The 12,797-nt window shown below is 67.2% G+C and carries 12 protein-coding genes; 5 read left to right on the top strand and 7 right to left on the bottom strand.

The genetic code is table 11. The features are described 5' to 3' along the window. The first annotated feature begins 178 nt into the window (after positions 1-178). The 5 genes from C7402_RS28525 (at position 179) to C7402_RS28545 (ending at position 5,135) form a co-directional block, all read left to right on the top strand. A complete protein-coding gene (locus C7402_RS28525; RefSeq protein ID WP_112176518.1) occupies positions 179-1,153 on the top strand; it encodes a LysR family transcriptional regulator in 975 nt (324 codons plus the stop codon). Continuing rightward, positions 1,150-2,646, top strand: coding sequence for a SidA/IucD/PvdA family monooxygenase (locus C7402_RS28530; RefSeq protein ID WP_116612992.1), 1,497 nt, complete (start codon positions 1,150-1,152; stop codon positions 2,644-2,646). Before C7402_RS28525 ends, C7402_RS28530 begins: the two co-directional genes overlap by 4 nt. Positions 2,647-2,659: 13 nt before the next feature. Next, complete coding sequence (locus C7402_RS28535; protein ID WP_116612993.1) at positions 2,660-3,223, top strand: hypothetical protein; 564 nt, start codon at positions 2,660-2,662, stop codon at positions 3,221-3,223. After that, positions 3,220-3,795: a peroxidase-related enzyme gene (locus C7402_RS28540; protein ID WP_112176512.1), complete on the top strand. Its 576-nt coding sequence runs from the start codon at positions 3,220-3,222 to the stop codon at positions 3,793-3,795. The genes C7402_RS28535 and C7402_RS28540 overlap by 4 nt, the downstream gene beginning before the upstream one ends. A 140-nt stretch (positions 3,796-3,935) precedes the next feature. Then, on the top strand, positions 3,936-5,135 hold the full coding sequence (locus C7402_RS28545; protein ID WP_112176510.1) for an ABC transporter substrate-binding protein: 1,200 nt from the start codon (positions 3,936-3,938) through the stop codon (positions 5,133-5,135). Positions 5,136-5,172: 37 nt separating this feature from the next. Here the strand turns inward: C7402_RS28545 and C7402_RS28550 are convergent, their stop codons facing one another. The 7 genes from C7402_RS28550 to C7402_RS28580 form a co-directional block, all read right to left on the bottom strand. Further along, on the bottom strand, positions 5,173-7,131 hold the full coding sequence (locus C7402_RS28550; RefSeq protein WP_244314963.1) for a family 2A encapsulin nanocompartment cargo protein cysteine desulfurase: 1,959 nt from the start codon (positions 7,129-7,131) through the stop codon (positions 5,173-5,175). Continuing rightward, positions 7,106-8,038, bottom strand: coding sequence for a family 2A encapsulin nanocompartment shell protein (locus C7402_RS28555; protein ID WP_110382762.1), 933 nt, complete (start codon positions 8,036-8,038; stop codon positions 7,106-7,108). The genes C7402_RS28550 and C7402_RS28555 overlap by 26 nt, the downstream gene beginning before the upstream one ends. A 140-nt stretch (positions 8,039-8,178) precedes the next feature. Then, positions 8,179-8,442 (bottom strand): helix-turn-helix domain-containing protein, encoded by a 264-nt coding sequence (locus C7402_RS28560; RefSeq protein ID WP_112176506.1) that lies wholly within the window; start codon positions 8,440-8,442, stop codon positions 8,179-8,181. Beyond that, positions 8,439-9,413, bottom strand: a complete 975-nt coding sequence (epsC, locus tag C7402_RS28565) for a serine O-acetyltransferase EpsC (protein ID WP_116612995.1) — start codon at positions 9,411-9,413, stop codon at positions 8,439-8,441. Before epsC ends, C7402_RS28560 begins: the two co-directional genes overlap by 4 nt. 56 nt (positions 9,414-9,469) lie before the next feature. Beyond that, positions 9,470-9,937: a rhodanese-like domain-containing protein gene (locus C7402_RS28570; protein WP_116612996.1), complete on the bottom strand. Its 468-nt coding sequence runs from the start codon at positions 9,935-9,937 to the stop codon at positions 9,470-9,472. A 405-nt stretch (positions 9,938-10,342) separates the two neighbouring features. Beyond that, positions 10,343-11,308, bottom strand: a complete 966-nt coding sequence (locus C7402_RS28575; protein ID WP_116612997.1) for a 2-hydroxyacid dehydrogenase — start codon at positions 11,306-11,308, stop codon at positions 10,343-10,345. 47 nt (positions 11,309-11,355) lie between these two features. Beyond that, the gene (locus C7402_RS28580; protein WP_112176498.1) at positions 11,356-12,744 is read right to left on the bottom strand and encodes an MFS transporter; all 1,389 of its coding nucleotides are present in this window, start codon (positions 12,742-12,744) and stop codon (positions 11,356-11,358) included. Positions 12,745-12,797 lie beyond the last annotated feature (53 nt).

Below are 12,797 nucleotides of genomic sequence, written 5' to 3' on the forward strand. Positions count from 1 at the left end.
GTCGCAACGCCTTGCCGTGCGGCACTTTGCGCGCTTTTCGCGCAGCGTGAATGGCGTGCGGAAAACGCGGCTACGTCTCCATCATTTGTCGAACGTTCATTTGGAAAGCTCGATTTATTATAAGAATCGCGCATACAGGCGGCCCTAGAATGCCCACACCACATGAATGGGACGCCGCATGGAGTTGCATCAACTCGAAGCCTTTTCCGCCGTGATTTCAGCCGGCAGCATCACGGGCGCGGGCCGCTTGCTGGGCCGCTCGCAACCCAGCGTGACGCGCGCGATTCAGGATCTCGAACTCGAACTCGGCTACGCCCTGTTCGATCGCAAGGGGCCGCGCGTGACGCCCACGCAACGCGCCTTCCTGCTTTACGCGGAAGTCGAGCGCTCGCTGGTCGGGCTCGACGCGATTCGCGCGAGCGCGCGGGCCATCGGTCTCGACGAAGCGCGGCCGCTGCGCGTGGCAGCCACGCCCGCGCTCGCGGCGGCGCTCGTGCCGCGCGCGCTCGCTCGCAGCGGCCTTGCGATCGACACGCATTTGCGTAGCGCCGCAGCAGAGCAGGTCGTGGACGCGCTGCTCTCGCGTGCCGTCGACATCGGCATAGCCACGCTGCCGCTCGCGCACGGCGATATCGATCTGCATTACGTGATCGAAGCGCCCTGCGTAGCCGTCCTGCGCGAAGACGATCCCCTCGCGCAAGCGGCAACGCTCTCGCTCGCGCAACTCGCCCCGCGCAGCCTCGCGACGGTCGCGAACCGCTATCGCCTGCGGCGCGGCATCGACCGCGCCTTCGAGGCAGCGGGCCAGCGCGCGCACGTCGTGCTCGAAAGCAATGCATCGCTCAACGCGATGATGGCGGCGCAGGCGGGGCTTGCCGTCGCCGTGGTCGATCCCGCCACCGCGTTCGGCACACCGGTCGCGGGCGTGGTGACGCGCGCGCTCGACGTCGACATTCCCTTCTTCTACGGCGTATTCAGCGCGGCGGGCAGACCGCCGCGCGACGATGCGAAGGCGTTCGTGGAAGCCGTGGCGGCCGTCTCGCTCGAACTGCTGCCGGGCGCAACACGCCACGGCGCGCAGCGTCATGACGCGCTGCTCGCCCGCCGCGAGGCGACTGCCTCGCCTCACACCAACGAAGGAGCGACCGTATGAGCGCCACCCTGCACGCCGTCGAGCGTCCAAACGACGCCGATATCACCGCCACCGGTCTTGCCGCGCTCGAAGCCCGCTTGCGCGAAGACCTCGCGTGGCTCGACCTGCCCGCGCCCGCCTGGGTGCCCCCGCGCGAAATCGATGGTCAGCGTGTGCTCGATGTCGCCATTGTCGGCGCGGGCATGGCCGGTCTCGCCATTGCGGCGGAGTTGCGCCTGTTGGGCATCGGCAACGTTCAGGCCTTCGACACCGCGCCTGCCGGTCTTGAAGGACCGTGGCTCACTCACGCGCGCATGCTCACCCTGCGTTCGCCCAAACAACTGGCGGGCCCCGCGCTCCGGTTGCCCGCGCTCACGTTCCGTGCGTGGTACGAGGCGCAGTTCGGGCGCGAGCAGTGGGATGCGCTCTACAAGATTCCGCGCGAGCAATGGATGGCGTATTTGCGCTGGTATCGGAGCGTGCTCGATCTGCCCGTGCGCAACGACGCGCGGCTCGCGCTGCTGCACCCGCGCGCGGACGGGTTGCCCGAACTCGAACTCGCTTCCACGGGCGGCGCGCAGGAGCGCGTGATCGCACGCCATGTGGTGCTGGCCACGGGCCGCGAAGGCACCGGCGGCCCGGCGCTGCCCGCGCTAGCTGCGAACCTGCCGGCCCATCTGCGCGCGCATTCTTCCGATGCCATCGATTTCGCCGCGTTGCGCGGCAAGCGCGTGGGCGTGGTCGGTGCGGGCGCTTCGGCGTTCGACAATGCCGCGTGCGCGCTGGAAGCGGGTGCGGCGCGCGTGGATCTGTTCATTCGGCGCGCCACGCTGCCCGCGATCAACAAGCTCACCGGCATCGGCAGTCCCGGCCTCGTGCATGGCTTCGCCGATCTCGACGACGACTGGAAATGGCGCTTCCTCCACTACGCGGGCCAGTCGCAAACGCCACCGCCGCGTGACAGCGTGCTGCGCGTTTCCCGCCACCCGAACGCGTTCTTTCATCTGTCGAGTCCGCTCGAAACGCTCGGGCTGGAAGGCGAAACGATCATCCTCAGCACGCCGAAAGGTCGCTACGAACTGGACTATGTGACCTTCGCCACGGGCTTTCACACGCACATCGACACGCGCCCCGAGTTCGCAGCCATTGCGCCGCACGTGCGGCGCTGGCGCGAACGCTATTCGCCGCCGGCTTCGCTGCCCGACGACGAACTGGCGAATTCACCCGACCTCGACCGGCGCTTCGCTTTCCAGGAGCGCAAAGCGGGCGCCTGCCCCGCGCTCGCGCGCATTCATTGCTTCAACCATGCGGCGAGTCTCTCGCACGGCAAGGTCGCCGGCGACATTCCGGCGATCAGCGACGGCGCGCAGCGGCTCGCGCGCGCCATCGCCTCGATGCTGTTCGACGCGGACCGCGAACGCCACTACGCGGCGCTGGAAGCGTTCGACAAGGCGGAACTGCTCGGCGACGAATGGACCGACGCCGACGCGCCCGCGCCCACTCCTTCTTTCTGACGCGCTCACCACCATGTCAACCGAATCGACTGAATCCACCATCGCGCGCGACGACCTCGTCGCGCAACTCGCAGGACTCGACGCGCACGGCGAGACCGCCGCCTTGCGCGCGCACCGAGCCGAGGCCACGCGGCACACGCAAGGCAGCCTCGACGCGTTGCTCGACGCCGAGGCCGAGGATCTCCCGCTTGCCGAACGCCTCGCGGCAGCGGCTTATGCCGCCACATTGACGCGCGCCGACGCAACGGCACGCGCTTACCGCGCACGTCTCGCCGCGCTGGGTGCGAGCGGCGTCGAGGCCGCCGCGCTGCTCGACACACTGATGCAATCGACTACAACCGAGGCGAACGCCACATTGAGCGCGCCCCCTGCACGCCTCGCCGCGATTTTCGCCCACGCGGGCGCGGTGACCACCGCACCCGCGCAAACCGCCGAACAGGGCCCCGCCGCCCTCGCGGCGCTGCAAAACGCGGGCCTTTCCACGCGCGCCATCGTCGTGCTGTCACAACTGATCGCTTTCGTCGCATACCAGGTGCGCGTGGTCGCCGCCTTGCGCGCACTGGAGGAACTCGCATGAGCCATACACACGGTTTCACCTCGCAAACGCTCGGCTGGTCGGCATGGCTCGACACGGTCGCGCTCGAAGACGCTTCGCCCGAACAACTCGCCGTGCTCGAAGCCAGTCATCCGCAAGCGAAAACCTCCGATTACTACCTGCTGCTCGTACACGAGCCTGCGGTGCTCGCCGCCCGCTCGGGGGCGTTCAACAGCATCATGTATGCCCCCGGCGGGCTCTCGCGCGCGGAACGCGAACTGGCCAGCACCGTGGTCTCGCGCGTGAACGGCTGCGTTTATTGCGCCTCCGTGCATGCACAGCGTTTCCAGCAACTGGCCAAACGCGACGACGTGATCGAACAGGTTTTCGCCGATCCGCGCACCGCGGGCACCACGCCGCGCGAACGCGCGATCGTGCGCTATGCGATCGACCTGACGCTCGCGCCCGAGGCAGTCAACGGCGCGTCGCTCCACGCGCTGCGCGAAGCGGGGCTCACGAAGGCCGAGATACTCGATCTCAGCCACGCGATCGCCATCTTCGCGTGGGCCAACCGCCTCATGCTCACGCTCGGAGAGCCCGTGTTTCCCGAATGACGCGGCATGCGGCCACGCGCGAGGCGCATATCGATAGCTGAATCGCTTGGTTGTGCAGACGATGGGTGCGTTGGAGACTCGTCACGGCGTCCCTTTCCATTCATTGCGTCACTCAACTCTTACAAGAAGGAAACACAGCGATGACGACATCATTTCGTGCCGTGCGGCGCAAGCTGCTCGCGCGCCTCGCGGCGGCCCTCGTGCTCGCGCCGGCCGGTGCGGGACTGCTCGCGTTCGGTGCGAACGCACACGCGGCGGCGGCGACAGGCGAGCCGGTCTGGTTCGGCGTGAGCGGACCGCTCACGGGACCGAACGCGCAGTACGGCGCGCAATGGCAAGCCGGCTTCGATCTCGCGCTCGACCAGATCAACGCGGAGGGCGGCATCAACGGTCATCCACTGCGCTACGTGTTCGAGGACAGCCAGAGCGACCCGCGCCAGGCCGTGACGATCGCACAGAAGTTCGTCTCCGATCCGCGCATCCTGATCGAACTCGGCGATTTTTCGAGCCCGGCCTCGATGGCGGCGTCGCCGATCTATCAGCGTGCCGGGCTCGTGCAGCTCGGCTTCACGAATTCGCATCCGGACTTCACCAAAGGCGGCGACTATATCTGGAGCCCGTCGGTCAGCCAGGCCGACGCGCAGCCGCTCCTCGCCGATCTCGCCGTGAAGCAAGGCTACAAACGCGTGGCGGTGCTCTATCAGAACACCGATTGGGGCCGCGCGAGCAAGGACGTGTTCGTGAAGGCGGCCAATGCGCGCGGCGCGCAAGTGGTGGCCGCCGAAGGTTATCAGCCCACTGACAAGGACTTTCGCGCGACGCTCGTGCGCGTGCGCGACACGCACCCCGACGCGCTGGTGCTGATCGCCTATTACGCCGACGGTGCGCAAATCGCGCGGCAAGCAAGAGAGAGCGGCATCGGCCTGCCGGTGGTCGCGGCGAGTTCGGTGTATTCGCCGAAGTTTCTCGAACTGGGGGGCGACGCCGTGAACGGCGTGACGACGAACACGAGCTTCTTCCCCGGCGACCCGCGCCCGGAGGTTCAGCGCTTCGTGCAGGGCTTCAAGGCCAAATACCATCGCGAGCCCGACGCATTCAACGCCTTCGCTTACGACGCCGTTGTCATCGCCGCCGATGCCTTGCGCACGGGCGGCACGACCCGCCAGGGCGTGCACGACGCCTTGCCGAAGCTGCACGACGTGCCGAGCGTGGTGTTCGGCAAGGCCACCTTCGATCCGCGCACGCGCCGCATCGATGGCGTGAAGAGCATCGACCTCGTGGTGCGCGAGCGTCAATGGACGCTGCTGCCGACGCAGCAGACCGTTGCCGTCAAGCAGTAAGCGCAAGGACGCGGGGCGTCGCCGCCCCGCGTTGGCCTTACTGGCGCGGCGCGAGCCCGCGCACGACCGACACCAGCGCATCGACCTCGTCGCAGGTGTTGTAGAACGCAAGCGAAGGCCGCACGGTCGCTTCCAGGCCGAAGCGCCGCAAGATCGGCTGGGCGCAGTGATGCCCGGCGCGCACGGCGATGCCTTCCCGGCTCAGCGCCTGCCCCACCTCCTCGGTCGTGTAGCCCTTCAGCACGAACGAGAGCACGCTCGCCTTGTCACGCGCCGTACCCACGAGGCGCACGCCCGGCACGGGCGCGAGCACACTCGTTGCGTACGCAAGCAAATCGTGCTCGTAGCGCGCGATGTTCTCGATGCCGATGCGGCTCACATAATCGAGCGCGGCGCCCAGCCCCACGGCGTCGGCGATATTGCCGGTGCCGGCTTCGAAGCGCGCGGGCGCACCGTGGAACACGGTCTTTTCGAACGTCACGTCCTGGATCATGTTGCCGCCGCCCTGCCATGGCGGCATGGCTTCGAGCACCTCGCGCTTGCCGTACACCACGCCGATGCCGGTCGGGCCATAGATCTTGTGGCCCGAGAACACGAAGAAGTCGGCGTCGAGCGCCTGCACGTCCACACGCATGTGCGAGATCGACTGCGCGCCGTCAACGAGCGCTTTCGCGCCCGCCCGATGTGCGAGTTCCACGATTTCGCGCACCGGCACCACGGTCCCGAGCGCGTTCGACACCTGCGTGACCGAAACGATCTTCGTGCGGTCGTTCAGCAGCTTGCGATACTCGTCGAGCAGCACCTGGCCCGAGTCGTCGACGGGAATCACGCGCAGCTTCGCGCCCTTGAGCGCGGCGAGTTGCTGCCACGGCACGATGTTCGCGTGATGCTCCAGGTGCGAGACGATGATCTCGTCGCCTTCGCCCACGTTCTGCACGCCCCACGTCTTGGCGATCAGATTGATCGCCTCGGTCGTGCCGCGCACGAACACGATTTCCTCGGGCGACGATGCACCGATAAAGCGCTGCACCGTCTTGCGCGCGTGCTCGTAGGCGTCGGTCGCGCGGGCGGCCAGCGCATGCGCGGCGCGGTGGATGTTCGAGTTCTCGTGCGCGTAGAAGTACGCGAGGCGATCGATCACGGCCTGCGGCTTGTGCGTCGTCGCGGCGTTGTCGAACCAGACGAGCGGCTTGCCGTTCACGCGTTCCTGAAGGATCGGGAAGTCGCGGCGCACCGCATTGACGTCGAACGGCGGGTGCGCGCCACCGGCTGGCGTGCGCGGCGCAGCGTTTTCCTTGTCATCGAGGAAATACCGTGCCGAGCTGTCGCGCGTACCGTATTCCGGTCGATTGAGCGTGAGCAGCCCGCGCAGTGCGTCGTCGCCTGGCAGTCCGAATGTCTCGGGGGCGGCGAGGCCGTGCGAGGGCACCACGATCTCCTGCGGTTCGCGCTGCCAGCCGTGTCCGGCCGGTGCCGTGAAATAGTACGGCGAGCGCTCGCTGGCCGATACCGGAGCTTCGCTTGCAGCATGGCCCTGCGGCACGCCGAGCAACGCACCGCCCACGCGCGGCTCCAGCGCGGGGGCGATCGACACCGCATTGTCCGGCAGGCCGTTGGCCGCCGCGGCATGCGGCGCGAGCGCGGGCGCGCGGTTGCCCAGCGCGAGCACGTGCGTGGGCGCGGAAGGCGCGAGGTTCGCGCCCGCCACCTTGCCTTGCGGCGGCGCGAAGCCCGGCACGCCGGTGCCCGTGCCGCCCGGCCCCGCGAGCGGCGAGCCCGCCGGTGCGGGATTGCTGAGCGAGGCGAGGATCGGCGCGGCCGCGGGCAAGGCGGACGGCACGCCGCCCACCGCCCCGCTGCCCGCCGCGACGCCCGGTGCGCCCGCATTGCCCGGCAGCGTGCTGAAGAACTCGTTGGCGAGGCGCGCGAGCGTTGCGGGGTCGGGCAAGCCGCCCGGCAACGGCGTGGGATTAACGGTAGGTGTCAGGGTAGTCATGGTACTTGCCGATCTCCACATCATCGAGAACTGCCAGCGCGTCCGGCGAATGGACCGCGAGCGAGCAATACAGCGAGATCAGATACGACGCGATCGCCTGATTGTTGATCCCCATGAAGCGCACCGAAAGACCCGGCCCCTGCTCGCCCGCCACGCCCGGCTGATAAAGGCCCACCACGCCCTGGCGCTTGTCGCCCACGCGCAGCAGCAGGATCTTGGTCTTGCCGTCGGCAACCGGCACCTTGTCGGACGGGATCAGCGGAATGCCGCGCCACGTGAGGAACTGCGAGCCGAACAGGCTGACCGTGGGCGGCGGCACGCCACGGCGCGTGCATTCGCGGCCAAACGCCGCAATCGCGAGCGGATGCGTGAGGAAAAACGCGGGCTCCTTCCACACCTTCGTGAGCAACTCGTCGAGATCGTCGGGCGTGGGTGCGCCCGTGAGCGGGAAAATGCGCTGATCTTCCTCCACGTTCGCGAGCAGCCCGTAGTCGGGATTGTTGATGAGCTGGCTTTCCTGCAACTCCTTGATCGTCTCGATCGTGAGGCGCAGTTGCTCCTTGATCTGGTCGTGCGGGCTGCTGTAGAGGTCGGAGATGCGCGTGTGCACGTCGAGCACCGTGCTCACCGCGTTGAGGAAATACTCGCGCGGCTGTTCTTCGTAAGGCACGAAGGTCGTGGGCAGCGTGCCTTCGTCTTCACGCGCCGTGCAGGCCGCGCGCACTGCTTCGGGGTCCTTAACGCGGTTCAGACGATAAATGCCCGCTTCGACCGGCACCCATTGCAGCAGATGCGTCAGCCAGCGCGGCGTGATCGTGGAAAGCTGCGGGACGGTCTTGGTGGCGTTCGCCAGTTGCCGCGCGGCGTTATCGCCAAGCGCGGTCTGGCCGCTCAGAGTCGTGGACATGAATGAGGGCTCCGGTTACTTATGAGAAAAACAGCTTTGCTTATGAAGACAACGGATTATGGGAAGCCCTGTTGCGCGGTTCAACCGGCTATAGACGTCAAGGGGCATAAAACGACATGAAGGACAACAAGGACATGCCCTCAGGGATGCAGCGGACTGACCGGCAGCGCCACGGCGTTCGCCACACCCACCGCGCCGCTCACGAGCAGCTCGCCTATGCTCACGCCCAGCGCGTGCGCGAGCTTTTCCACGGTGACGATCGAAGCGATGGCTGTGCCGCGCTCGATTTCACCGACGTAGGTGCGGTTGAGTCCCGCATGTTCGGCGAGGCGTTCCTGCGACCACGCATGCGCCTCGCGCAAACGCCGCACCGTGGCGCCGAAGTCGTGAACGATGGCACTCATCGCGGTGCGCCCGCTGCGATCGCGATCGGCGCAGGCGCATCGGCCTCGGCGGAACGTCCCACCGTGGGCGCGCGCGTTTCGTGGCGCGAGATCGCCTGGGTGATGTGGGCGCCCGGCGGCACGCTTTCGGTCAACCAGACGTTGCCGCCGATGACCGCGCCCCGCCCGAGCGTGACACGCCCGAGTATCGTCGCCCCCGCGTAAATGACCACGTCGTCCTCGACGATCGGATGGCGCGCGAGGCCCTTCTCCAGATTGCCGGCGGCGTCGCGCGGAAAGCGCTTCGCGCCGAGCGTCACGGCCTGATACACGCGAACCCGTTCGCCGATCACGGCCGTCTCGCCGATCACGACGCCCGTGCCGTGGTCGATGAAAAATGCGCTGCCAATGCGCGCACCAGGATGAATGTCGATGCCGGTGGCCGCGTGCGCAAGCTCCGAAATAATGCGCGCGAGCAACGGTAGTCCGAGCAGATAGAGCTCGTGCGCGAGCCGGTGATGCGTGATGGCGAGCACGCCGGGATAGCAGAGCAGCACCTCGTCCACACTGCCTGCGGCGGGGTCGCCATTGAAGGCGGCGAGCACGTCGGTGTCGAGCAGCGCGCGAATCGCGGGCAAACGCTGGGCGAATGCGCGCACCGCGGCGAGCGCGCGCGCATCGATCTCGCCGCGATCGGAGTCGGCGTGCCGGGCCTTGTAGCGCAGTTCGAGCCGCGCTTGTGCGAGCAGGGCATGCAGCGCCGCATCGAGTGCGTGACCCACATAAAAATTCTCGCTCTCCTGGCGCAGATCGGGCGGCCCGAGGCGCATGGGGAACAGCACGCCCTTGAGCGTCTCGATCACGTCGGCCAGCGCCTCGCGCGCGGGCAGGTCGCGCCCGCCCGGCTCCAGCGCGCGCCGCTGCAACTCGCGCCATTGTTGTCGCACGCCCTGGAGCGCGTCGACGATCTCGGCCACATGAAATACGGTCACGCTCGTTCTCTCTTCGTTGTTCGTGTGAATGATCCGGCGCGCGGGATGAACCGTCGCTAGTCCTGCACCCACGGCAGGCCGCGAAAACGCCAGCCGTTGCGCACGCCGCGATGGCCCGCTTCGTCCAGATCGCCTTCGAAGCCTTCGCTGACGTTGAACACGTGCGCGAAGCCCGCCTTGGCAGCGGCCTCGGCGGCCTGTGCCGAGCGGTGTCCGCTGCGGCACAGCAGCACGACCGCCGCGCCCTTGCCGGTCTTTGCCTCCAGCTCGCGCACGAAGCGCGGGTTACGCGTCAAGCTCGTGCCGGTCGCCCAGGCGACATGCAAGGTGTCCGGCACGTGGCCGACGAACTTGCGTTCCTCGCCCGTGCGCACATCGACGATCACCGCCTCGCCCGCCTGGTGCAGCGCCCACGCCTGCTCGGGCGTCACGCTGCCCGCATACGGCAGACCGGCTGCCTGAGCGACGCCGCGCGCGGCTACGAGATCCGCGTGCAGCGGCTTTTCCTGCAATTCCACTGTCATGAGTGTCTCCTTGGCATGTCGGCGGCGCGCATCGGGTTCGTTCGGGCTGCCGCCTTTAGACATCAGGATTCCACTATGCGGGCGCGGCAACGCGCCTCCAACCAATTAAAAATGCTATCCAAATGGGCGCGCGTGTCAGATGCAATTGCAGCTATTTGAAAACCATTGCGGATGGCTGCGACAAAGGCTCATCGCCGGAGCACCCGGTGTCACGATCGGAGGAATTCGCGCGGAGGCAGGACGATTGCCGATGCCGACATCGAAGCCATCGGCACGGAGATTGGGAGGAAGGGAAAGTCGATCGCGAGTGCGATCGTTGGGAGGGCGGCTGGGACGGTGACGTGCGAGGAGCGAGCCGTGTTAATGGCTTACGATCCCCGCTCGCCGCCGCTGGTTGACGTGTTTTCAGGCAACCGCGATTTCGCGCACGAGCGGATACTCGCTCACGAGCGGCGCATCCGCGAAGAACGCCGCGAGATTGCCCCGCACGAGTTCGGCCATCGCGGCGCGTGTTTGCAGGGTCGCACTCGAACGATGCGGTTGCAGCACCACGTTGTCGAGCGAAGCGAAGGCGGGATCGATAGCGGGCTCGTTCCAGAACACGTCGAGCGCCGCGCCGGCAATGCGCCGCTCGCGCAGATAATCGAGCAACACCGGTTCGTCGACAATGCTGCCGCGAGCGACATTCACCAGCATGCCGTCGGGCCCGAGCGCATCGAGCACGCGCGCATCGATCAACGCGCGCGTGCCCTGATCGGCGGCCGCGCAAACGACCAGAAAATCCACCTGCCGGGCGAGATCGACGAGATTCTCGCACCACGCATACGGCACGTCGTCGAAGTGCATGCGGTCGTGGTACATCACCTGCATGTCGAAGCCCGTCGCGCGCCTCGCGAGCGCGCGCCCTACCCGCCCCAATCCGACGATACCCAGCCGCTGGCCGAACACGCGCCGCGTGAGCGCAATCGGCTTGCGGCCCCAGTCGCCGCGCCGCACATAGGCATCGGCTGCGGGAATCTGCCGCGCAAGCGCGAGCAACAGCGCAATGCCCATGTCTGCGACGTCGCCGGTGAGCACGTCGGGCGTATAGGTCACGCGGATGCCCCGCGCCTTCGCGCGTTCGAGGTCGATCGCATCCACGCCCACGCCGTAGCACACGATGATTTCGAGCGCGGGCAGCGCATCGATCAGCGCCGCGCTCGCCCCGCTTTCGCCGTTGGTGGCGAGGGCGCGAATGCGCGGCCCCACTTCGTCGAGCAGACGCGCGGAATCGGCCGCATCGGAAAGAACGTGCAGCGTGTAGTGCTGAGCGAGTGCGTGCATGTCGTCATCGGAATAACGCGTGACGACGAGTAGATCGGGTCGAGTCATGACAATGTGCGCGAGAGAAGGAACGGATGATTGTTGGGATGTCGGGATCAGCGGCTGCTCGCGCCAACGGCGTCGTCAAGGCGCGTGAGGTCGCGACCGCGCGTTTCGGTCGAGAGCAGCGTGCCGATGACGGTGAGCAGCGACAGCGTGGCCATATACACGCCCATCACCCAGAATTTCCCGCCCGAGAGACCGACGAGCCAGAGTCCGAGAATCGGTGCGAGACCGCCTGCCAGCAGCGCGCCGATTTCACGCGAGAGCGCCACGCCGGAATAACGGTAGCGATTGCCGAACAATTCGGCGAAGTGCGCGCACTGCGAACCGAGCATGCTCTGCGCGCCGAACGTGAAGCCGCCCACGAGCGCGACCGTGACGAGGGTGGCGTCGCCGGTGCCGATCATCCACCAGGCCGGCACGGCCCACAGCACCGAGAAAATCGCACCGACGCGATACACGGGAATGCGCCCGACACGGTCGCTAAGCGCGCCAAAGAGCGGCGTGGTGAGGACGCTCAAGAGGCTGGCGATCAAGACGGCGCGCGTACCGACGCCATCGAGTTGAGCGCGCGGCAAATGCTGGTTGAGCGAAACGAAATTCGACAGATAAGCGATGGCGACCGCCGTGTAAATGGTCGACGCCCCCGTTTCACCGAGCCGCATGAGCGACGTCGCCACCAGCGGACGGCGGCCTTGCTTGAGCATCAGGCGCATCGGCGTGCCGATCACTTCGTGCTTTTGTTCGAGCGATTCGAATACGGGGCTTTCCTTGAGCTTGAGGCGAATCCAGATCGCCATGCCGATCAGCACGACGCTGCCGAGAAACGGCAGGCGCCATCCCCATGCGAGCAGGTCGGCTTCGCTCAACGACATTTGCAGGACCTTGAACGTGAGCGTGGCGAGCGCAAGCCCCGTGAAAATGCCGACGAACGGCAACGCCGCGAAATAGCCCCGGCGTTTGACCGGTGCGATTTCCGCCATCAGCGTGGCCGCGCCGGTTTGCTCGGCGCCCGCGCCGAAACCCTGCAACAGGCGCAGCAGGACCAGCATCACCGCGCCGATGGGGCCGGTCGGCAGCGCGCCGATCAGCGTCGTGGCGATACCCATGAGCAGCACGGTTGCGAGCAGCACGAACTTGCGGCCCTTGCGGTCGCCGAGCGAGCCGAAAAACAGGCCGCCGAGCGGGCGCGCGAGAAAGCCCGCGCCGAACGCGCCGAAGCTCGCGAGCAACCCGCCCGTGGCGCCGAAGCTCGCGAAAAAGACGCGATTGAAAACGAGCGCCGACGCGAGACCGTACATCGCGAAGTCGTAGTATTCGAGCGCGCTGCCGACCGCGCCCGTGACGATGGCGCGGCGCAATTGCGCGGCCGAAGGCATGTGCACGGCGTGCGCGCCTTCGGAGCGAGAGAGGTCGCCTGGCGCGACGTTTCCGAGGGGCATTGTCTCCTCCAGTTTGATTCGAAATGGCGGCATGCCGCATGCACCCGCTTTGG

It is taken from the genome of Paraburkholderia unamae (genome assembly GCF_003096875.1).
GTDB lineage: Bacteria > Pseudomonadota > Gammaproteobacteria > Burkholderiales > Burkholderiaceae > Paraburkholderia > Paraburkholderia unamae.